The following is a 20,665-nucleotide window of genomic DNA, read 5'->3' as shown; positions in this document are numbered from 1 at the left end:
ATCGCGCTACCTGCCGAACTACCTGGGCTGGCGCCGGATGCTCGACGGCGGAAAAATCACATCTGCAGATCAATTGTTCCGCCTTGCAGTCGGCCCCATCCACAGCAAACGGTGACAGCGCCTTTTTCTTTGGCACTACGCCGCTTCTTTCTTCGCCTCTCCCTTGCTGCGCCATAGCGAGTAGGCAATCCCGGCCGCGATCAGCACCACCGTCACCGCCAGCGACAGGCTGGCCGGCACCTTGCCGCCGAACACGAAGTCGCCCAGGAAGATCTTCGAGCCGATGAACACCAGCACCGCCGCCAGCGAATACTTCAGGTAGCGGAAACGCTGCACCACGTCCGCCAGCGCAAAATACAGGGCGCGCAAGCCCAGCACCGCGAAGATGTTCGAGGTGTAGACGATGAACGGGTCGCTGGTGATGGCAAAGATCGCCGGCACGCTGTCGACGGCAAAGATGACGTCGGTGAACTCCACCATCAGCAGCGCCAGCAGCAGCGGCGTGGCGTACAGCAGCTTGCGGCCGGGCTGGTTCGGATGCGGCAGGCGCACCGTGAAGTCATGGCCGTGGGTAGTAGGGCTGACGCGCAGGTGGCGCCTCAGCCAGGCGAGCAGGGCGCTGTCGCGCACCGCGTCCGGGTTCTCGGACACGAACAGCATCTTGATGCCGGTCACGACCAGGATCGCGCCGAAAATGTACAGCACCCAGTAGTAGCTGCTCACCAGGGCCGCGCCGGCGCCGATCATGATGCCGCGCGTGAGGATCACGCCCAGGATGCCCCAGAACAGCACGCGGTGCTGGTAGAGCGGCGGAATGGCCAGCGTGGAAAAGATCAGCGAGATCACGAAGATATTGTCGAGCGAGAGACTCTTCTCGATCAGGAAGCCGGTATAGAACTGCAGCGCCTTTTCGCTGCCGAAACCGTGCCAGACCCAGAGCCCGAAACCCAGGCCGGCGGTCAGATACAGGGCCGAGAGTTTCAGGCTCTCGGCCACGCCGATGACGTGGTCGTCGCGGTGCAGGACCCCCAGGTCGAAGGCCAGCAGCAGGACGACGACAGCCAGGAACACCGGCCACATCCATATTGGTGCTCCCAGCCAGACGACAGTCAGGAAGTCCATGGCGTCATCCCTCCGTCAGCGCCTCGGCCGGGGCCGGGGTCGACCATTTGCGCTGGGCGCGCTGCAGCAGCAGATGCTCGCGGCTGTCGATCTGGCGGTCGGCATGGACGATGTCGAGCATGGCCTTCAGCACGTGCATCCGCAGCATCGGCTCGGCGACGTCGTCAAGCAGGCGGTCCAGCGTCGCGTTGTCGATCTCGATGTCCTCGCGGCCATGGCGGCGGGCCGAGGCCAGCAAGTCGTCGCACAGGGCCACTATGGCGTCGTCGAAACGGTCGGCATCGACGCCGAGCCGTTCCAGGATCGCGCTGTGGTGCAGCGCTTTCATCTCGGATGGGGCCAGGTGGCCGTCCACGATCATCGACAAAGCCAGCAGGCGGCAGACGGCGTCGGGACTATTGGTGGCACAGAATCGCATGGTGTTCTCACTCGTTGTTGTTGATGCATCCAGCTTAGGGGCCGGCGACAAAATGAGAAACCGAGGTTTCCTTGATGATTACTCAGGTTTTTTCGAAGTATCCGGCGCAACTGTTGCGCATCTGGCTTGACGATCTTGAAAAGTGGATCTGCATCCCAATTTTCTTTTCCATCCAAGAACAACTCTCCAGGGAGCACTACCATGCGGCAAGACNTTCGAAGTATCCGGCGCAACTGTTGCGCATCTGGCTTGACGATCTTGAAAAGTGGATCTGCATCCCAATTTTCTTTTCCATCCAAGAACAACTCTCCAGGGAGCACTACCATGCGGCAAGACAAATTGACGACCAAGCTCCAGGAAGCGCTGGCGGATGCCCAGAGCCTGGCAGTCGGCAACGATAACCAGTACATCGAACCGGTCCACCTGCTCAACGCCCTGCTGAACCAGGACGACGGCAGCGCCCGCTCGCTCTTGCAGCGCGCCGGCGTGAACGTGGGCGGCCTGACGAATGCCCTGCGCAGCGCCTTCGAGCGCCTGCCGAAAGTCTCGGGCAACGGCGGCGAAACCCAGGTCGGGCGCGAACTGATGGCGCTGCTGAACCTGGCCGACCGCGAATCGCAAAAGCGCGGCGACCAGTTCCTGTCGAGCGAAATGATCCTGCTGGCGCTGTCCGACGACAAGTCCGACGCCGGCCGCCTGGCGCGCGAACACGGCCTCACCCGCAAGGCGCTGGAAGCGGCGATTGCCGCCGTGCGCGGCGGCGAATCCGTGAATTCGCAGGGTGCCGAAGGCCAGCGCGAGGCGCTGAAAAAATACACGCTCGACCTGACCGAACGTGCCCGCCTGGGTAAACTCGACCCCGTGATCGGCCGCGACGACGAAATCCGCCGTGCGATCCAGGTGCTGCAGCGCCGCACCAAGAACAATCCGGTGCTGATCGGTGAGCCGGGCGTCGGCAAGACCGCGATCGTCGAGGGCCTGGCCCAGCGCATCGTGAACGGCGAAGTGCCGGATTCGCTGAAGGGCAAGCGCGTGCTGTCGCTCGACATGGCGGCCCTGCTGGCCGGAGCAAAATTCCGCGGCGAGTTCGAGGAGCGCCTCAAGTCCGTGCTGAAGGAACTCGCCCAGGACGAAGGCCAGACCATCGTCTTCATCGACGAAATTCACACCATGGTCGGCGCCGGCAAGGCGGAAGGCGCGATGGACGCCGGCAACATGCTGAAACCGGCCCTGGCACGCGGCGAGCTGCACTGCGTGGGCGCGACCACGCTCGACGAATACCGCAAGTACGTGGAAAAGGACGCCGCGCTCGAGCGCCGCTTCCAGAAGATCATCGTCGACGAGCCGAGCGTGGAGGCGACGATCGCCATCCTGCGCGGCCTGCAAGAGAAATACGAGCTGCATCACCAGGTGGAAATCACCGACCCGGCCATCATCGCCGCGGCCGAGCTGTCGCACCGCTACATCAGCGACCGCTTCCTGCCCGACAAGGCCATCGATTTGATCGACGAGGCGGCCTCGAAGATCAAGATCGAGATCGACTCCAAGCCGGAGGTGATGGATAAGCTGGAGCGCCGCCTGATCCAGCTGAAGATCGAGCGCGAAGCCGTGCGCAAGGAAACCGACGAATCCTCGCTGCGCCGCCTGGACCTGATCGGCGAAGAGATCGCACGCCTGGAACGCGAGTACAACGATTTCGAGGAAATCCTGAAAGCGGAAAAGGCGGCGGTGCAGGGCACGACCCACATCAAGGAAGAGATCGAGCGCATCCGTCACCAGATGGAGGAAGCCAAGCGCCAGTCGAACTGGCAGCAGGTCTCGGAACTGCAATATGGCCGCCTGCCCGAACTCGAGGCGCAGCTCAAGCACGCCGAGGAAGCGGCGATCCGCAACGAAGGCGAGGCCGAGAAACCGAAACTGCTGCGCACGCAGGTGGGCGCCGAGGAAATCGCCGAAGTGGTGTCGCGCGCGACCGGCATTCCGGTGTCGCGCATGATGCAGGGCGAGCGCGACAAGCTGCTGCACATCGAGGAAAAGCTGCACGAACGCGTGGTCGGCCAGGACGAAGCCATCGAGGCCGTGTCCGATGCCATCCGCCGCTCGCGTGCCGGCCTGTCGGACCCGAACCGTCCGTACGGCTCCTTCATGTTCCTGGGCCCGACCGGTGTCGGCAAGACCGAGCTGTGCAAAGCCTTGGCCGCTTTCCTGTTCGATACCGAGGAAGCGCTGATCCGCATCGACATGAGCGAATTCATGGAGAAGCATGCGGTCGCCAGGTTGATCGGCGCGCCGCCGGGCTATGTGGGCTACGAGGAGGGCGGTTATCTCACCGAAGCCGTGCGCCGCAAGCCCTACAGCGTGATCCTGCTCGATGAAATCGAGAAGGCGCATCCGGACGTGTTCAACGTGCTGCTGCAGGCGCTCGACGATGGCCGCATGACCGATGGCCAGGGGCGCACGGTAGATTTTAAAAACACCGTGATCGTGATGACCTCGAACCTGGGTTCGCACAAGATCCAGTCGATGGACACCGACGAGCCAGCGGTGGTGAAGATGGCCGTGATGGCCGAGGTACGCGGACACTTCCGCCCCGAGTTCATCAACCGCATCGACGAGATCGTGGTCTTCCACGCGCTGGACGAACGCAATATCGGCGACATCGCCCGCATCCAGCTGCGCAACCTGGAAGGCCGCCTGGCGAAGATGGACATGGCGCTCGACATCGACGACGCGGCCCTGCAGAGGATCGCGGAAGCCGGCTTCGACCCGGTGTACGGCGCGCGGCCACTGAAGCGCGCGATCCAGCAGCAGATCGAGAATCCGCTGTCGAAGGCGATCCTGTCGGGCCGGTTCGGGCCGAAGGACACGATTCCGGTGCGCGTGCGTGGCGGCCAGCTGGTGTTCGGCGAGGATCCTGCGGTGGAGCTCGCGAAATAAGCGGTGTCTGGCGGTGCGGTCCTGTCTCCGCACCGCCAGATACGGCTGTTCGTTTGTGCTGATGCGGCATCGCCAGATACAGCTGTTCGACTGTGCTGATGCCGCACCGCGTGGACTCGGAAGTCCACCCTACAGGATTGCAGTGGTAGGGTGGACTCCCGAGTCCACGCTGTACTCCGGTTGCACATCGCGCCTTTTTATACGTCCAATCCTGCAGCTCAGCCATTGTTTTCGACGGTCCGTCTCATCCTGCCAACCTGGCGCCCGGCCTGATCCTAGAGTGCAGTTCCGATCCCGACACACGACCAGGCACCGATGAAGATCTCACACTGCACACTGCTCCCCCTGGCTTTCCTGTTCTCCCTGCATGGCGGCGCCCAGGCCGGCGTCGTCGCAGAGCATCCCGGCTACTGGATGGGCAACCTGACCCTGCCTGACGGGAGGGTCCTGAAAAGCGGCGTCGAGTTGTTCCAGCGTGCCGACGGTACGCCCTGGGGCAGCTTCTCCAGCCCCGACCAGGGCGCCTACGACATTCCGGTCCGGGCCTTGACCGAGGGGGGCGAAACGGTCGAGCTCGACCTGGGCTTCGGCAAGATGCAGATGGCCTGGCAGGGCGATCGCTTCAAGGCTGTGTGGAAGCAGGGCGGCGCCAGCTTCCCGGTCGAGCTCAGGCAAGTGGCGGGCTTTCCGAAGAAGCCGCGCCCGCAGGACCCGGTCGCGCCGTTTCCGTACACCGACGAAAGCCTGGCCATCCGCAGCAAGGGTGGCGTGCTGCTGGGTGCGACCCTGTCGCTGCCGAAGGGGGTGAAGAAACCGACCGTCGTCATCCTGGTGCCGGGCTCGGGTCCCCTGACGCGCGACGAAGAAGTGGCAGGCCACCGCGTCTTCGCGGTGCTGGCCGACTATCTGCTGCGCCAGGGTGTGGCGGTGCTGCGCTACGACAAGCGCGGCGTATCGCGCTCCACCGGCGACTATGACAATCATACCCAGGCCGATCTGGCGGACGACCTGGAAGCCGTGGTTGGCGCGGTCAAGGCGCGCGGGCAGTTCGGCCGCGTGGGCCTGGTTGGCCACAGCGAAGGGCCAATGGTCGCGGCCAGCGTCATCGGGCGCCAGCCGGCCGCGGCCGACTTCCTGGTGTCGCTGGCCGGGGTTGGCTTGCCGGGGCTGGAGATGCTGCTGTTGCAGGACGGCCTGCTGGCGAAAGACCGCGGCGCCTCGCCTCAAGAAGTCAAGCAATTGCTCGGTTATATAAGCCGCTGGTACGCCATCGTCATGGCCGAAGCCGACAGCACCGCCCGCGTCGGGGCCCTGAAAGCCTTGCAGGCTTCCTTGCCCGAGAGCGACAAGGCCCTGATCTCCAAGTACAAGATGCACGGCGGCACCTTGTCGCTGGAGATGGCAGCGCAGCCGGCGCTGGCCGCGATGCTGAAGGCCGATCCGCGCGCCGACTGGCGCCGCGTGGCCTGCCCGGTGCTGGCGCTGAACGGCAGCCTGGACCTGCAAGTGCCGCCGCAAAGCCTGGACGGCATCGTGGCCTCGCTGAAAGCAGGCGGGAACCGGCGCGTCGAATCCGCCGTCATGCCCTCGCTGAACCACCTGTTCCAGACCGCGCAGACCGGCAGCGAAAGCGAGTACGCGGTCATCGAGGAAACCATCGCGCCGGCGGTCATGCAGCGCATCGCGGCCTTCGTTCGCAAGCAATGATCCTGCAGGAAGTGCACAGCAGGGCCGGGTTGCGTGTCCCGGCGCCTGTATTCCCGCCTCGTATGCTTCCCGCATACGCGCACGCCGCAGATCAAGCCGATGCCGGCAAAGCCACAGGCTTTTGACTTACACTGGCAACCACATCGATTTCCAGTAAAAAAATGACGACTAGCCTGCGCCAGGACGCCCGCGTCATCGGCCTGGTCGGCACCTCGCACGGGGTGTCGCACTTCTACCACCTGATCCTGGCCGGGCTTTTCCCCTGGCTGAAGGAAGCCTTCGCGTTGTCCTACTCCGAGCTGGGCCTGTTGATGACGGTGTTCTTCGTCGTCTCCGGCGTCGGCCAGGCCTTGTCCGGCTTCGTGGTCGACCGGGTCGGCGCACGGCGCGTGCTGTTCACCGGCCAGGCGCTGCTGGGCGTGGGGGCGCTGGTGCTGGCCTCGGCGCCGAGCTACACCGTGCTGGTGGTCGGCTCCTTCGTTGCCGGCTGCGGCAACGCGGTGTTCCACCCGGCCGGCTACACGCTGCTGAACAACGGCGTGTCGAAGGAGCGCCTCGCCTACGCCTTCTCGGTGCACGGCATTTCCGGCAACATCGGCTGGGCCACGGCGCCGATCTTCCTGGCCGGCGTCGCCACGCTATCGAGCTGGCGCGTGGCGCTGGTGTCGGCCAGCGCGATTCCCTTTCTCATGCTGCTGGTGCTGTTCCTGAACCGCAAGGTGCTGCCGAACGAGGCCACCGTGGCCAGGCCCGGGGCCGAGGGCGGCAGCGCCTTCGGCTTCCTGCGCCTCAGGGCCGTGTGGATGTGCTTCGGCTTTTTCTTCCTGACCTCGATTGTGCTGGGCGGCATCCAGGCTTTTTCGTCGACCAGCCTGGTGGCGCTGTACGGCATCACCTTCGCCACCGCGGCTACGGCCTACACCACCTTCATGCTGTCCTCGGCGGGCGGCATGGTCGCAGGCGGCTTCCTGGCGGCGCGCGCCCACAACTACGACCGCACCATCACGGTGGCCTTTTTATTTGCCGCCGCGGCGGCGCTGTTACTGTCCGCCAGCGTCGTGCCGGGACCGCTGGTGGTGCTGGTGATGGGGGCGATCGGTTTCGCCACCGGCATTGCCGGTCCCTCGCGCGATTTGCTGATCCGCGCCGCGGCGCCGCCGAACGCCACCGGGCGCGTGTTCGGCGTCGTGTATTCGGGGCTGGACACCGGCATGTCGGTCGGCCCGCTGCTGTTCGGCATGCTGATGGATGGTGGGCATCCGGCGTCGGTGTTTATCGGCGTGGCACTGTTCCAGACACTGGCGATTGCCACCGCTGTCGGGGCGGGCAATAGCCGCCGCTCACCGGTAGTCAGCAAGACATAAACCTGGCGCCCTGCGGGCGGCAAGACAAGGACGCGCGTCGCTGCACAGTACGCGCGTTTTTTATTGCCCATTCTCAACGCGCGGAATGGTATGCACGCGAAGATGCAGCGTTGCGCAGCCGCGTTTAGCTTGCCGTTGTTTCACATTGTGAAACAGTCATGTCATCCAGTGAAAAGCCTGCGCCAGCTCATCCTTGCATCATCTCTCATTCTGAGAAATTTGGTTTCGTATCATGGAATGAAGCACGCAAGCTATTGAATTTGAAAAGTAAAAAAATCATTTACTGTCTTATATAAGAGTGATTGTGCTGTGCACAATCAGGTCTATCATTGATCTAACGGATTTCACTTCGCACACAGCTAAACTTTTCATCAGGAGAACAACATGGCAACTCGTGAACAGCAAATCGCCGCACTGCAAAACGACTGGGATACCAATCCACGCTGGCAAGGTGTCGTGCGCAATTACACCGCCGAAGACGTGGTACGCCTGCGTGGTTCGGTCCAGATCGAGCACACGCTGGCCAAGCGCGGCGCCGACAAGCTGTGGACGCTGGTCAACGAAGAGCCTTTCGTCAACGCCCTCGGCGCCCTGACCGGCAACCAGGCCATGCAGCAGGTAAAGGCTGGCCTGAAAGCGATCTACCTGTCGGGCTGGCAAGTCGCTGGCGACGCCAACCTGGCCGGTGAAATGTACCCGGATCAATCGCTGTATCCAGCCAACTCGGTGCCGATGGTCGTGCGCCGCATCAACAACACCTTCCAGCGCGCCGACCAGATCCAGTGGTCGGAAGGCAAGGACGACATCGATTACTTCGCACCAATCGTGGCCGATGCCGAAGCCGGTTTCGGCGGCGTGCTGAACGCCTTCGAGCTGATGAAGTCGATGATCGAAGCGGGCGCCGCCGGCGTGCACTTCGAAGACCAACTGGCCTCGGTCAAGAAATGCGGTCACATGGGCGGCAAGGTGCTGGTCCCGACCCGCGAAGCTGTCGAGAAACTCACCGCCGCGCGCCTGGCGGCCGACGTGATGGGCACCCCGACCCTGGTCGTGGCCCGTACCGACGCCGAAGCAGCCGACCTGCTGACCTCGGACGTGGATGCCAACGACCAGCCGTTCTGCACCGGCGAGCGCACCGTCGAAGGTTTCTACAAGACCCGCCCGGGCATCGAGCAGGCGATTTCGCGCGGCCTGGCCTACGCACCGTTCGCCGACCTGGTCTGGTGCGAGACTGGCAAGCCTGACCTGGCATTTGCCAAGCAGTTCGCCGACGCCATCCACGCCAAGTTCCCGGGCAAGATGCTGGCCTATAACTGCTCGCCTTCGTTCAACTGGAAGAAAAACCTGGACGACGCCACGATCGCCAAGTTCCAGAAAGAACTGGGCGCCATGGGATATAAATTCCAGTTCATCACCCTGGCCGGCTTCCACGCGCTGAACTACGGCATGTTCAACCTGGCGCACGGTTATGCACGCCGCCAGATGTCGGCCTTCGTCGAGCTGCAGGAAGCCGAATTCGCCGCCGCCGAGAAGGGCTTCACCGCCGTGAAGCACCAGCGCGAGGTCGGCACCGGCTACTTCGACGCCGTCACCCAGACCATCCAGCAAAACCAGAGCTCGACCACGGCGCTGCACGGCTCGACCGAAGACGAACAGTTCTTCGACGAGAAAAAGGTCGCGTAAGCACCGTTCCGGGCCAAGCGATGCGCTTGGCCCCGGATGATGACTTGATTTGACGTTCCAAAAGCCGCAGCTCCGCCTGCGGCTTTTTTCATTTTCCCGCGATTATTTTCGGCGCCGCCCGGTTGTGGTGGATAATGGCGGCAATTGCGCCGCCTCGCGCGGCCGCCGCATTGACCTCTTTGATTGGAATTCCCCCTTATGTTGAGCTACCGCCACGCCTTCCACGCGGGTAATCACGCCGACGTCCTCAAGCATTTCGTCCAGGTGCAACTGCACCTGTACATGAACCAGAAGGACGCCGCCTATACCTATATCGACACCCACTCGGGGGCCGGCGTGTATGCGCTCGACAGCAATTTCGCCACGAAAAACGCCGAGTTCGATACCGGCATCGGCCCGCTATGGAATCGCAGCGACCTGCCGCCGGCGCTGGCCGAGTACCTGAACCTGGTCAAAGCCATGAACCCGAGCGGCAAGATGCGCTACTACCCGGGCTCGCCATACGTCGCCGACCAGATGACGCGCCTGGAAGACCGCCTGCGCCTGTTCGAACTGCATCCGGCCGACAGCAAGATTTTGGCGGATAACTTCCGCAAGGCCGAGGCGCACCGGGCCGAGCAGGGCGAGCGCGCCCGTGGCCGCCGCGTGATCATCGAGCGCGGCGACGGTTTCCAGAGCCTGAAGTCCCTGCTGCCGCCGCCGTCGCGCCGTGCGCTGGTGCTGATCGACCCGCCGTATGAAATGAAGGACGATTACCGCAAGGTCAAGGATGCGCTGGAAGAGGCGCTGGGCCGTTTCCCGAGCGGCACGTACGCGGTCTGGTATCCGGTGCTGCAGCGCATGGAATCGCGCCAGTTCGCCGACAGGCTCAAGCGCCTGCCGGCCAAGGAATGGCTGAACGTCACGCTCACCGTGTCGACGCCAGGCCCGGACGGGTTTGGTTTGCACAGCAGCGGCATGTTCATCCTGAACCCGCCGTACACGCTGGAACCGATGCTGCGCGAAGTCATGCCTTACCTGGTGCAGGTGCTGGGCAAGGATGCGGGCGCCAGCTTCGTCATCGAGACCGGCACGCAAGTGACCGGCGCAGCGGCCGCGCGCCTGGGCAACAGCAACGGCCCGCGCGTCCCGGTCGGGAATGCGCGCCGCGCCAGCCCGCTGTCGGGCACCGGCAGCCTGCGCCTGCCGGGCCAGGCGATGCCGCAGCGCTCGGCCGAGAAGGCGCCTGCGGAAACTGCGCCGGGCGCCAAGGCGGGCGCGGCCAACCGGGCGAAGCGCTTCTCGCGTCCGGAGGGTGGGGCTGTTGAGCGTGCCGAGGGCCGTCCGGTGTCGCGTCCGCGCGACAATGCAGCGGGCGCCAAAGCACGTCCCGACGAACGCTTCGATCCTTCACGCGGCAGCGACCAGCCGCGTTATGCCGACCAGCGCCGTCCTGCTGCTGCGGCCAAGAGTGCCGGCCCGCGCCGCGAGGCCGGATCGGGCGGCGAGGGCGCCCGCCCTGGCCGTCCAGCGAATGGCCGGCCGCGCAGCGGTGGTCGCGGCTGAGGCGATACGGGACGACATATTTGACGCAGCTGTGACATTCAGCTGTGGAGAGCAGCTGTGCCATTCAACTGTGCAGCACGTCCCCTGACGCACCAGCATCGCGCACGTTTCGATGTAAAAATATAAATATTTACGTTCTGTAGTATAGTCGGCAAAGGCTCGCGTGCTGCGCGGGTCTTGTGCTGCGCGTGCCGCACTTCAAAGTTTCCGGGAGTTTTTACATGCATGCCGAAGTAACGGCAGTCTCATCCATGCCGTCCGACGAATTCTTCCTGGCGCGCCAGCCTATCCTGGGGCGCGACCAGCATCTGGTTGCCTTCGAGCTGCTGTTTCGTGCCGCCGGGGAGCATGAAGATGCACGCCTGACCGACGGCACTGCCGCCACCGCGGCCGTCATTTCCCACGCTTCGCAGCTCGGCCTCGAGCAGGTGGTTGGGGAGCAACTGGCTTTCATAAACGTCGATGCAGACGTGCTGATGAGCGATTTTGTTCGTTTTCTGCCGCCGCATAAAGTTATCCTTGAAATCCTGGAAACCGTCAAACCGACTGAGCCGTTGTTGGCGCGCGTGGCCAAGCTCAAGGAGCTCGGCTTCACCTTCGCGCTCGATGACGTCATCGACCATACCGAAGAGGTCGACAAGCTGCTGGGCCTGGTCGACGTTGTCAAGATCGATTTGAAGGGTGTAGAGCGCAACGCGCTGCCGCAACTGGCCGCCTCGCTGCGTGCGGCGAATAAAAAACTGCTCGCTGAAAAGGTCGAGACCGTCGAGGAATTCAACCTGTGCATGGAGCTCGGCTTCGAGTACTTCCAGGGTTATTACTTTGCGCGGCCGGTCATCCTCAGCGGGCGCAAGATCACGCCATCGGAATTGATGATCCTGCGCTTGCTGGAACTGTTGCATGCCGAGGCCGACGATGCCGCCATCGAAACCGCCGTCAAGCGCGACGCCCTGAGCAGCCTGAATCTGCTGCGCCTGGTAAACAGCCGCGCCGCCAGCAGCGGCCGGCGCATCGAAACGGTGAGCGAAGCGATTGCCAAGCTGGGCCGCAAGCAATTGCGGCGCTGGCTGCAGATTTTGCTCTACGCTACGGCGGGCAGCCCGGTGGAATTGCATTCGCCGCTGCTGCAGCTGGCCACCACGCGCGGCAAGCTGCTCGAATTGATGTCGCTGCATGTGCACCGGGACAATGCCGTGTGCGCCGAGCGGGCGTTTACGGTGGGGATCATGTCGCTGGCCGATGCGCTGTTCTCGATGCCGATGGACGAGATTCTCGAGAATGTCGAGCTGGCCGACGACGTGTGCGCTGCGCTCCTGCACCGCGAAGGCACGTTCGGCGCGATGCTGGATGTGGTCGAGCGGCTGGAGAAGGCGGATACGGGGCCGGTGTTCTCGGCGGCGCTGAAGCGGCTGGGCTTGACCGCGAAGCAGGTGCGCGAGATCGAGCTGGAAGCATTTGACTGGGTGCGCGAGCTGGCCTGCGAAGCGGCGTAGACGTTTGACGATTTTCGTAGGGTGGGCACTTGTGCCCACGCGGATTCATCGACGGATCATAGGCAACCTTACCAGCGATGCTAGTCGCGGAGGTCCTTTGCCAGCGTCGCATTTGATCAAAGGGTGAGACCGCGTGGGCACAGGTGCCCACCCTACGAAACCCCGAAACTCCGAAGTCCAGGGATTGTTGAACCGAAACCCAGCTGCTTACTGCCCCAGGAACAAGAACACCGTCGGCTTCTTGTGAAAATCCGGCGCCTTGCCTGCCGCCAGTTGCGCCTTCCACTTCGCCGCCGTCATCGTGCGCACCGATTCGCTCGCCAGCGACAAGTCCGTCGCCACACACACCAGCGTCCCCGGTTGGCAGCTCGCCACCAGCGCCTCCAGCATCTGCCCATTCCGGTATGGCGTCTCGATCAGCAACTGCGTCTGCTTCTCGTTTCGCGAGCGCGCTTCCAGGTCGCGAATCCGCTTGCTGCGCGCCGCTGCATCGGTCGGCAAATAGCCATTGAAGGCAAAGCTCTGCCCGTTCAGCCCGCTCGCCATCACCGCCAGCAACAGCGACGACGGCCCCACCAGCGGCCGCACCGTGATCCCGTGCTGGTGCGCCAGCCGCACCAGGTCGGCGCCCGGGTCGGCCACTGCCGGCACGCCGGCTTCCGACACCAGTCCCGCATCCTCGCCCGCCAGCAAGGGTTCGAGCAGGGCCGACAAGGCGGCCGCAGGCGTATTCACGTTCAGCTCTGCAATGCGAATCTCTTGCAGCGGACGCGACAGGGGATGGTCGACTGCCACCAGTTTTAAAAATGCGCGCGCCGTCTTGGCGTTCTCGGCCACGAAGTAGCCGAGCTGCGAGGTGATCGCCTGCACCTGGCCGGGCAGGACGCTGTCCAGCGCGCCGGCTTGGGCTTCAGTCGGGCCGAGGGTATTGGGAATCAGGAAAAGGGTACCGGGCATATCGTGAGTGAGAAAAATCAAACGCCAAAAAAGGAAACACCGGCGCGGCGCAGCATGCCGGTGAGTGCGATCAGGGGCAGGCCGGTGAGGGCGGTCGGGTCGCCCGACTCGATGCGTTCGAGCAGGGCGATCCCCAGGCCTTCGTTCTTGGCGCTGCCGGCGCAATCGTAGGGCTGCTCGATGCGCAGGTAGGCGTCGAGCTCGGCATCCGGCAAGTCGCGGAAGCGCACAAAGACCTGCACATTCTCCACCTGCGCGGCCGCGGCGGGATCGGCCACGCGCCCGTCCCACAGGCACAGCGCCGTATGGAACACGACTTCGCGCCCGCGCATGGTTTGCAGCTGGGCCAGGGCGCGCGCATGGTCGCCCGGCTTGCCGATCTGCGTACCATCGAGGGTGGCCACCTGGTCGGAACCGATCACCAGCGCGCCAGGGCGCAGCCGGGCGATGGCCTCGGCCTTGGCGCGCGCCAGGCGCAGGGCGGTCTCTTGCGGCGCTTCGCCGGCGAGCGGCGTTTCGTCGATGTGCGGGGCGATCGCTTCGAACGGCAGTTGCAGGCGCGACAATAATTCGCGGCGGTAGCTGGAACTGGAAGCAAGAATGAGGCGCGGCGGGGCAGAACTTGGTATCATGTCGGCGCTGTCGGGATAAAAGCGGAAGTATAAGCAAAACAGATAGATCGCTGGTCCCGGCAAGCAAAGCTGATAGTTCATCGGCAGATGCGGCTGGTCTGCGCGCCATGCGGGCACATCCTGCAACAGCGCGCCGCCACCATCCCGAAAAATCGCGTAAGTCTTTGACTGCACGAGGACAAGCCTGTTATTATCGCAGGTTTTCCGGGGACGTTTTCTGCAATGAGCGCTTTTGTCATCGACGCCTTTGAATTTTGCCGCAACCAGGGCTATCGCGAAGGTGTCACGCCAGTGGCGGAAATGACCCGCCTGGCCGCCGACTGCGCAGATGCCAGCGGCGATATTACCTGGTCCATCCAGGGCGGCACCACCCCGCAGGGCTATCCGACCATGACCTTGTCGGTCGCCGGTGTGGTCCAGTTGTCTTGCCAGCGTTGCCTGGCGCCGTTCGGCTACGAGATCGACTCGTCCACCCAGTTGGTGCTGGGCGTCGACGACGAGGAAGCCGACGGGATCGAGGAAGTCCTCGACGATGAAAGCATCGACGTGATCGTCGGCAGCCGTGAGTGCGATTTGCGCCAGCTGCTCGAAGACGAAGCACTGCTGGCCCTGCCGCAGTCGCCGAAGCACGATGTGTGTCCCGACACGAAGCTGTTGGATGCACTGAAGTCCGACAAGGTATCGCCGTTCGCCGGCTTGAAGAACCTGAAATCCGAATAAGTTTGTTTTTGTAGTTGTAGTACGTCAGAACGTGTCAAACGTGTGCACAGTCGAGTATGTCAGGGCAGCGTTTCATACAGAGTCGGCAATCGAAGGATTGCCGGTGGGATACTCGATGCGCATGTTTTTTGCAAATCGAATGTGTTAGAATTTTAGAACTTTAGTATTAGGAGTCATCATGGCAGTTCAGCAGAATAAGAAGTCCCCATCGAAGCGCGGTATGCACCGTTCGCACGATTTCCTGGTTGCCCCAAACCTGGCAGTCGAGCCAACCACCGGTGAAACCCACCTGCGTCACCACATCAGCCCGAACGGCTTCTACCGTGGTCGCAAAGTCCTGAAGACCAAGAACGACGAGTAATCGCCGTCTTGTTTTTCTGTACCATGAAAGCGGTGCAACGTATGATGAGTGCGTGGCGCCGCTTTTTCTTTATCCCCGGCTGCACCATCCGCACCGTCATTGCCCTGGCCTGGCGCCCCGCCGGCTTGTATCCTGCCGCCCGCTCCTGAGCCGCGGCTCGCATTCCCAAAATGACAATTAAAATTTCCATCGACTGTATGGGCGGAGACCACGGTCCTTCCGTGACGATCCCTGCAGCAATTTCCTTCCTGAAGAAGCAGCCCGAAGCCGAACTGATCCTCGTTGGCCTCGAAGATGTGCTGCGCGCGGAACTGAAAAAACACCATGCCGACGCGAATCCGCGCCTGACCGTGAAACACGCCTCTGAAGTAGTGGCGATGGACGATCCGGTCGAGGTTGCCCTGCGCCGCAAGAAAGATTCCTCGATGCGCGTGGCGGTCGAGCTGGTCAAGGACGGCACGGCGAACGCCAGCGTCTCGGCCGGCAACACCGGCGCCCTGATGGCCGTCTCGCGCTATGTGCTGAAAACCATGGCCGGCGTCGACCGTCCGGCGATCTGCTCGATTTTGCCGAACCAGAAGAACGGCCCGACCTACATGCTCGACCTGGGCGCGAACGTCGACTGCTCGCCGCATCACCTGCACCAGTTCGCCATCATGGGCTCGGTGCTGTTCTCTGCCATGGAAGGCGTCAAGAAGCCCACCATTGGCCTGCTGAACGTCGGCACCGAAGAGATCAAGGGCAACGAAGTGGTGAAGAGCACCGCGACGCTGCTGCGCGCCGACCACGAGCGCGGCTCGCTGAATTTCTACGGTAATGTCGAAGGCAACGACATCTTCAAGGGCACCACCGACGTGGTCGTCTGCGACGGTTTCGTCGGCAACGTCACCCTGAAGGCAATCGAAGGCCTGTCGCGCTACATGAAGTCGGTGTTCAAGAGCAGCCTGCTGTCGATGCTGGGCGCCCTGATCGCGCGCGGCGCGCTGAAAAAACTGAACCCGGAACGCTACAACGGCGCCGGTTTGCTGGGCCTGAAGGGCCTGGTGTTCAAGAGCCACGGCGGCGCGAATGCCTATGCTTTCGAGTGGGCGATCAAGCGCGCCTACGATGCAGCAAAATATAATGTACAAGAGCAATTGTCGGCGATGATAGCCGAACTCATGCCAGAAGCACCTGACGCCCCGCGCCAGGTCTGATTCATTGAATACGCGGAACAAGGTGGAGACGCAATGACTGTCTACAGCAAAATCATCGGCACCGGCAGCTATTTGCCTGAGCGCAGGGTTACGAATGCGGACCTGACCGCGCAACTGGCCGCCAAGGGCATCGAGACCTCGGATGAGTGGATCAGCTCGCGCAGCGGCATTTCCGCGCGCCACTATGCCGCCGTCGGCCAGAACTCCTCGGACCTCGCTGTCGAAGCGGCAAAGCGCGCGCTCGAGATGGCCGGCAAGACTCCGCTTGACGTCGACATGGTGATCGTCGCCAGTTCCACGCCCGACTTCCAGGGCAGCTTCCCGAGTACCGCCTGCATCGTCCAGCGTAAACTCGGCATGAACAACAACAGCGCCGCCTTCGACGTGCAGGCCGTGTGCAGCGGCTTCGTCTACGCTGTCGCCACCGCCGACGCCTTCATCAAGGCCGGCGTGCACAAGACCGTGCTGGTGGTCGGCGCAGAAGTGTTTTCGCGCATCCTGAATTTCGAGGACCGCACCACCTGCGTGCTGTTCGGCGACGGCGCCGGCGCCGTGGTCATGAGCGCCTCCGAGGAGCCGGGCATCCTGGCCACCAGGCTGCACGCCGACGGCACCCATGCCGACATCCTCTCCATTCCGGGCCATCCGGAAGGCGGCCCGGCCGCGGCAAATGCCGGCTTCCTGCACATGGATGGCCAGGCCGTGTTCAAGCTGGCCGTGACCGTGCTGGAGCAGGTGGCCGGCGAAGTGCTGGATGCGGCGCAGATGGCGCCGTCCGACGTCGACTGGCTGATCCCGCACCAGGCCAACATCCGCATCATGAAGAGCACCGCCAAGAAGCTCGGCCTGCCGATCGAGCGCATGGTGGTCACCGTCGACGAGCACGGGAATACCTCGGCCGCCTCGATTCCGCTGGCCCTCGACATCGCCGTGCGCGATGGCCGCATCAAGCCGGGCGACAATATTCTGATGGAAGGCGTGGGCGGCGGCTTCACCTGGGGCGCCATCGTGGCGCGTATGTAACTGCGCGCATGTAATCAAAGGGAAAATAACAAGATGAGCAAATTCGCATTCGTATTCACCGGCCAGGGCGCGCAAGCGGTCGGCATGCTGAACGGCTTCGCCGGCATCCCTGTCGTCGAGCAGACCGTGGCCGAGGCCTCGGAAGCGCTGGGCATGGACATCGGCCGCCTGATCGCCGACGGTCCGAAGGAAGACCTGGACCTCACCACGAATACCCAGCCGGTCATGCTGACCGCTGCGGTGGCCGTGTACCGCGCCTGGATCGCGGCCGGCGGCCCGGTGCCATCGCTGGTAGCTGGCCACAGCCTGGGCGAATATTCGGCCCTGGTGGCTGCCGGCGTGATCGACTTCAAGGATGCGGTGCCGCTGGTACGCTTCCGCGCGCAATCGATGCAGGAAGCGGTGCCGGTCGGGCAGGGCGGCATGGCCGTCGTGCTGGGCCTGGGCGCCGATGACGTGCGCGCCGTCTGCCAGGAAGCGGCCCAGGGTGAGGTAGTGGAAGCCGTGAACTTCAACGAGCCGACCCAGATCGTCATCGCCGGCCACGCCGCCGCGATCGACCGCGCCTGCGAGATCGCCAAGGCCAAGGGCGCCAAGCGCGCCATGAAACTGTCCGTCTCGGCGCCGTTCCATTCCTCGCTGCTGAAGCCCGCTTCGGACCGCCTGCGCGAGTACATGGCCGGCCTGACGTTCAACGCGCCACGCATCGATTTGATCAATAACGTCGATGTCGCTATCCTGAACGATCCGGAGCAAATCAAGGATGCGCTGGTGCGTCAGGCCGCCGGTCCGGTGCGCTGGGTCGAAACCATGCAGAAGATGGCGGCCGAGGGTGTGACCCAGGTCATCGAATGCGCGCCGAGCAAGACCTTGATCGGCATGGCCAAGCGCATCGATCCGGTACTGGTTGGCGAAGCACTGGTCGACCAGGCGGCGCTCGAGCGCGTGCTGGCCAGCATCCAGGGCGCCTGAGCCCTTTTGAACAGATAAGGACACGTAACACATGAATTTGCAGAACCAAGTTGCTCTCGTCACCGGCGCCTCGCGCGGTATCGGCAAAGCCATTGCCCTCGAACTGGCCCGCCAGGGCGCGAAAGTCGTCGGCACCGCCACCAGCGAGTCCGGCGCCGAAGCGATCACCGCTTACCTGGAAGAATTCGGCGGCAAGGGCGTGGTCCTGAACGTCACCGATGCAGAGCGCTGCGGCGCCGTCGTCGACGAAGTGCAAAAGACCTTCGGCAGCCTGTCCATCCTCGTCAACAATGCCGGCATTACCCAGGACAACCTGGCCATGCGCATGAAAGACGACGAGTGGGACAGCGTCATCACCACCAACCTGACCGCCGTCGGCCGCCTGTCGCGCCTGGTGCTGCGCGGCATGATGAAAGCCAAGGCCGGCCGCATCATCAACATCACCTCGGTGGTCGGTTCGAGCGGCAACCCGGGCCAGATGAACTACGCCGCCGCCAAGGCCGGCGTGGCCGGCATGACCCGCGCCCTGGCGCGCGAAATCGGCAGCCGCAACATCACCGTCAATTGCGTGGCGCCCGGTTTCATCGACACCGACATGACCAAGGGCCTGGGCGAGGGCCAGCACGAAGCGCTGCTCACGCAAATCCCATTGGGCCGCCTCGGCCAGCCGCAAGACATCGCCAATGCGGTGGCTTTCCTGGCCGGTCCGACCGCTGCTTATGTCACCGGCACCACGCTGCACGTGAATGGCGGCATGTACATGAATTGATGCGGAAAGTGCCGGGTGCGACGTTTATAGGACGCGTGTGATTTAATAACCCGGCGAATTCTCATCTTTTAGCAGGAGTTTCGGCTGACTTAGCGTCAGACGCCGAAAATAGTTTTTCGGCGCGCAAACCTGATAAAATGCGCGCACTTTCCGCAACACATACCTAATGGAGCCTTAACATGTCGGATATCGAACAACGCGTTAAAAAAATCGTCGCTGAGCAACTGGGTGTTGCAGAAGCCGACATCAAAATCGAGTCCTCGTTCGTTGACGACCTCGGCGCAGATTCCCTGGACACCGTCGAGCTGGTGATGGCCCTGGAAGACGAGTTCGAAATGGAAATCCCTGACGAGCAGGCTGAGAAAATCACCACCGTCAAGCAAGCCATCGACTACGCCACCGCGCACGTCAAGGCCTAAGCTGTCTTTAGTTTTCGGGAGAATCGCTTGAGTCGTTCACGCAACCGCCGCGTCGTCATTACCGGCCTGGGCTGCGTTTCACCTATCGGCAACACCGTTGCCGAAGCGTGGGATGCGGCACTGGCAGGCAAGTCAGGCATTGCCAACATCACCAGGTTCAATGCCGAACCGTTTTCGACCCGTTTCGCGGGCGAGGTGAAGAACTTCAATATCGAAGATTACCTGCCGGGCAAGGAAGGCCGTCACATGGATACGTTTATCCATTACGGCATGGCTGCCAGCATCCAGGCCCTGCAGGATTCCGGTATTCAGGTCACCGAGGAAAACGCCGACCGCATCGGCGCCATTGTCGGTTCGGGTATCGGCGGCTTGCCGATGATCGAAGCGACCAAGGAAGAATACGATAGCCGCGGTCCGCGCCGCATTTCGCCATTCTTCGTGCCGGCCTCGATCATCAACATGATCTCGGGCGACCTCTCGATCAAATTCGGGTTGCGCGGGCCGAACCTGGCCATCGTGACCGCCTGCACCACCGGCCTGCATTGCATCGGCGCGGCGGGCCGCCTGATCGAATACGGCGACGCCGACGTCATGGTGGCCGGCGGCGCCGAGTCGACCATCTCGCCGCTGGGCCTGGGCGGTTTCGCCTCGGCACGCGCACTGTCGTCGCGCAATGACGATCCGGCCACGGCTTCGCGTCCCTGGGACCGCGACCGCGACGGCTTCGTGCTGGGCGAGGGTGCAGGCGTGCTGGTGCTGGAAGAATACGAGCACGCGAAAGCGCGCGGCGCGAAGATCTACGCCGAGCTGCTCGGTTTCGGCATGAGCGCCGATGCGAACCACATCACGGCGCCGGTCGAAGACGGCAGCGGCGCGAGCCGTTGCATGGTCTCGGCACTGGCCAACGCCGGCCTGAACGCCGACCAGGTGGATTACATCAACGCGCACGGCACCTCGACGCCGCTGGGCGACCTGGCCGAGGTACAGGGCATCAAGCGCACCTTCGGCGACCATGCCCACAAGCTGGTCGTCAACTCGACCAAGTCGATGACCGGCCACCTGCTGGGCGGCGCCGGCGGCATCGAGTCGGTGTTCACGGTGCTGGCGATCCACAACCAGGTCTCGCCGCCGACCATCAATTTGTTCAACCAGGATCCGGCCTGCGATCTCGATTTCGTGGCGAACACCGCACGCGATATGACGATCAACTATGCCGTGAAGAACAACTTCGGTTTCGGTGGTACCAACGGTACCCTGGTCTTCGCCAAAGTCTGAACCTGCCGCGCACGTTCCTGTCTAAAGGAACGGGCGCCTGACCCTGCCGCACCCCGCGCGCGGCAGGCGTTC

18 protein-coding genes are annotated in these 20,665 nt (G+C 63.2%); 14 read left to right on the top strand and 4 right to left on the bottom strand.

The genetic code is table 11. The features are described 5' to 3' along the window. Nucleotides 1-135: 135 nt before the first annotated feature. Together QWL29_RS13465 and QWL29_RS13460 are read right to left on the bottom strand one after the other, a co-directional pair. A complete protein-coding gene (locus tag QWL29_RS13465) occupies nucleotides 136-1,122 on the bottom strand; it encodes a TerC family protein (protein WP_305823392.1) in 987 nt (328 codons plus the stop codon). Between the two features lie 4 nt (nucleotides 1,123-1,126). Next, nucleotides 1,127-1,540, bottom strand: a complete 414-nt coding sequence (locus QWL29_RS13460) for a tellurite resistance TerB family protein (protein WP_305823391.1) — start codon at nucleotides 1,538-1,540, stop codon at nucleotides 1,127-1,129. A 324-nt stretch (nucleotides 1,541-1,864) separates the two neighbouring features. Here QWL29_RS13460 and clpB point away from each other — a divergent pair, with 324 nt between their 5' ends. From clpB to QWL29_RS13430, 6 genes are all read left to right on the top strand, one after another. Continuing rightward, on the top strand, nucleotides 1,865-4,477 hold the full coding sequence (clpB, locus tag QWL29_RS13455) for an ATP-dependent chaperone ClpB (RefSeq protein ID WP_305823390.1): 2,613 nt from the start codon (nucleotides 1,865-1,867) through the stop codon (nucleotides 4,475-4,477). Between the two features lie 315 nt (nucleotides 4,478-4,792). Further along, nucleotides 4,793-6,184 carry an alpha/beta hydrolase family protein gene (locus QWL29_RS13450; RefSeq protein ID WP_305823389.1) on the top strand — a complete coding sequence of 464 codons (1,392 nt, stop codon included), beginning with the start codon at nucleotides 4,793-4,795 and terminating at the stop codon, nucleotides 6,182-6,184. A 161-nt stretch (nucleotides 6,185-6,345) separates the two neighbouring features. Beyond that, entirely contained in the window at nucleotides 6,346-7,548 is a 1,203-nt protein-coding gene (locus QWL29_RS13445; RefSeq protein ID WP_305823388.1) for an MFS transporter, read from the top strand. A gap of 384 nt (nucleotides 7,549-7,932) precedes the next feature. After that, a complete protein-coding gene (aceA, locus tag QWL29_RS13440; protein WP_305823387.1) occupies nucleotides 7,933-9,231 on the top strand; it encodes an isocitrate lyase in 1,299 nt (432 codons plus the stop codon). A gap of 198 nt (nucleotides 9,232-9,429) precedes the next feature. Next, nucleotides 9,430-10,776, top strand: coding sequence for a 23S rRNA (adenine(2030)-N(6))-methyltransferase RlmJ (locus tag QWL29_RS13435; RefSeq protein WP_305823386.1), 1,347 nt, complete (start codon nucleotides 9,430-9,432; stop codon nucleotides 10,774-10,776). Between the two features lie 221 nt (nucleotides 10,777-10,997). Next, entirely contained in the window at nucleotides 10,998-12,269 is a 1,272-nt protein-coding gene (locus QWL29_RS13430; RefSeq protein WP_305823385.1) for an EAL and HDOD domain-containing protein, read from the top strand. A 207-nt stretch (nucleotides 12,270-12,476) separates the two neighbouring features. On the opposite strand, the gene QWL29_RS13425 is transcribed toward QWL29_RS13430, so the two are convergent. Then, nucleotides 12,477-13,226 (bottom strand): SAM-dependent methyltransferase, encoded by a 750-nt coding sequence (locus tag QWL29_RS13425; protein WP_305823384.1) that lies wholly within the window; start codon nucleotides 13,224-13,226, stop codon nucleotides 12,477-12,479. A 17-nt stretch (nucleotides 13,227-13,243) separates the two neighbouring features. Further along, the gene (locus QWL29_RS13420; RefSeq protein ID WP_305823383.1) at nucleotides 13,244-13,858 is read right to left on the bottom strand and encodes a Maf-like protein; all 615 of its coding nucleotides are present in this window, start codon (nucleotides 13,856-13,858) and stop codon (nucleotides 13,244-13,246) included. Nucleotides 13,859-14,080: 222 nt separating this feature from the next. Here QWL29_RS13420 and QWL29_RS13415 point away from each other — a divergent pair, with 222 nt between their 5' ends. The 8 genes from QWL29_RS13415 (at nucleotide 14,081) to fabF (ending at nucleotide 20,593) form a co-directional block, all read left to right on the top strand. Beyond that, complete coding sequence (locus tag QWL29_RS13415; protein ID WP_305823382.1) at nucleotides 14,081-14,578, top strand: YceD family protein; 498 nt, start codon at nucleotides 14,081-14,083, stop codon at nucleotides 14,576-14,578. 178 nt (nucleotides 14,579-14,756) lie between these two features. Beyond that, nucleotides 14,757-14,939: a 50S ribosomal protein L32 gene (gene rpmF, locus QWL29_RS13410; RefSeq protein ID WP_028104096.1), complete on the top strand. Its 183-nt coding sequence runs from the start codon at nucleotides 14,757-14,759 to the stop codon at nucleotides 14,937-14,939. 170 nt (nucleotides 14,940-15,109) lie between these two features. Next, nucleotides 15,110-16,135 carry a phosphate acyltransferase PlsX gene (plsX, locus tag QWL29_RS13405; RefSeq protein WP_305823381.1) on the top strand — a complete coding sequence of 342 codons (1,026 nt, stop codon included), beginning with the start codon at nucleotides 15,110-15,112 and terminating at the stop codon, nucleotides 16,133-16,135. 33 nt (nucleotides 16,136-16,168) lie between these two features. Next, nucleotides 16,169-17,158 (top strand): beta-ketoacyl-ACP synthase III, encoded by a 990-nt coding sequence (locus tag QWL29_RS13400; RefSeq protein ID WP_305823380.1) that lies wholly within the window; start codon nucleotides 16,169-16,171, stop codon nucleotides 17,156-17,158. 33 nt (nucleotides 17,159-17,191) lie between these two features. Continuing rightward, the gene (fabD, locus tag QWL29_RS13395; RefSeq protein ID WP_305823379.1) at nucleotides 17,192-18,130 is read left to right on the top strand and encodes an ACP S-malonyltransferase; all 939 of its coding nucleotides are present in this window, start codon (nucleotides 17,192-17,194) and stop codon (nucleotides 18,128-18,130) included. Nucleotides 18,131-18,161: 31 nt separating this feature from the next. Continuing rightward, nucleotides 18,162-18,899 carry a 3-oxoacyl-ACP reductase FabG gene (gene fabG, locus QWL29_RS13390; protein WP_305823378.1) on the top strand — a complete coding sequence of 246 codons (738 nt, stop codon included), beginning with the start codon at nucleotides 18,162-18,164 and terminating at the stop codon, nucleotides 18,897-18,899. Nucleotides 18,900-19,078: 179 nt separating this feature from the next. Next, nucleotides 19,079-19,318: an acyl carrier protein gene (gene acpP, locus QWL29_RS13385; protein WP_020653257.1), complete on the top strand. Its 240-nt coding sequence runs from the start codon at nucleotides 19,079-19,081 to the stop codon at nucleotides 19,316-19,318. A gap of 27 nt (nucleotides 19,319-19,345) precedes the next feature. Beyond that, nucleotides 19,346-20,593, top strand: a complete 1,248-nt coding sequence (fabF, locus tag QWL29_RS13380) for a beta-ketoacyl-ACP synthase II (RefSeq protein ID WP_305823377.1) — start codon at nucleotides 19,346-19,348, stop codon at nucleotides 20,591-20,593. Nucleotides 20,594-20,665: the final 72 nt, after the last annotated feature.

It is taken from the genome of Massilia brevitalea, assembly GCF_030711405.1.
Taxonomy (GTDB): Bacteria; Pseudomonadota; Gammaproteobacteria; order Burkholderiales; family Burkholderiaceae_D; genus Telluria; species Telluria brevitalea.
The sequence above is the reverse complement of the archived record's forward strand: the minus strand, read 5'-3'. Positions and strand labels throughout refer to the sequence as shown.

What these genes read in the sequence shown, in the direction of transcription:
- QWL29_RS13400 (WP_305823380.1), top strand. Translation starts at nt 16,169, where the DNA reads ATGACTGTCTACAGCAAAATCATCGGCACCGGCAGCTATTTGCCTGAG.
- QWL29_RS13435 (WP_305823386.1), top strand. Translation starts at nt 9,430, where the DNA reads ATGTTGAGCTACCGCCACGCCTTCCACGCGGGTAATCACGCCGACGTC.
- QWL29_RS13445 (WP_305823388.1), top strand. Translation starts at nt 6,346, where the DNA reads ATGACGACTAGCCTGCGCCAGGACGCCCGCGTCATCGGCCTGGTCGGC.
- QWL29_RS13450 (WP_305823389.1), top strand. Translation starts at nt 4,793, where the DNA reads ATGAAGATCTCACACTGCACACTGCTCCCCCTGGCTTTCCTGTTCTCC.
- QWL29_RS13465 (WP_305823392.1), bottom strand. Translation starts at nt 1,122, where the DNA reads ATGGACTTCCTGACTGTCGTCTGGCTGGGAGCACCAATATGGATGTGG.
- plsX (WP_305823381.1), top strand. Translation starts at nt 15,110, where the DNA reads ATGACAATTAAAATTTCCATCGACTGTATGGGCGGAGACCACGGTCCT.
- rpmF (WP_028104096.1), top strand. Translation starts at nt 14,757, where the DNA reads ATGGCAGTTCAGCAGAATAAGAAGTCCCCATCGAAGCGCGGTATGCAC.
- acpP (WP_020653257.1), top strand. Translation starts at nt 19,079, where the DNA reads ATGTCGGATATCGAACAACGCGTTAAAAAAATCGTCGCTGAGCAACTG.
- QWL29_RS13460 (WP_305823391.1), bottom strand. Translation starts at nt 1,540, where the DNA reads ATGCGATTCTGTGCCACCAATAGTCCCGACGCCGTCTGCCGCCTGCTG.
- QWL29_RS13425 (WP_305823384.1), bottom strand. Translation starts at nt 13,226, where the DNA reads ATGCCCGGTACCCTTTTCCTGATTCCCAATACCCTCGGCCCGACTGAA.
- aceA (WP_305823387.1), top strand. Translation starts at nt 7,933, where the DNA reads ATGGCAACTCGTGAACAGCAAATCGCCGCACTGCAAAACGACTGGGAT.
- QWL29_RS13415 (WP_305823382.1), top strand. Translation starts at nt 14,081, where the DNA reads ATGAGCGCTTTTGTCATCGACGCCTTTGAATTTTGCCGCAACCAGGGC.
- QWL29_RS13430 (WP_305823385.1), top strand. Translation starts at nt 10,998, where the DNA reads ATGCATGCCGAAGTAACGGCAGTCTCATCCATGCCGTCCGACGAATTC.
- QWL29_RS13420 (WP_305823383.1), bottom strand. Translation starts at nt 13,858, where the DNA reads ATGATACCAAGTTCTGCCCCGCCGCGCCTCATTCTTGCTTCCAGTTCC.
- fabD (WP_305823379.1), top strand. Translation starts at nt 17,192, where the DNA reads ATGAGCAAATTCGCATTCGTATTCACCGGCCAGGGCGCGCAAGCGGTC.
- fabG (WP_305823378.1), top strand. Translation starts at nt 18,162, where the DNA reads ATGAATTTGCAGAACCAAGTTGCTCTCGTCACCGGCGCCTCGCGCGGT.
- clpB (WP_305823390.1), top strand. Translation starts at nt 1,865, where the DNA reads ATGCGGCAAGACAAATTGACGACCAAGCTCCAGGAAGCGCTGGCGGAT.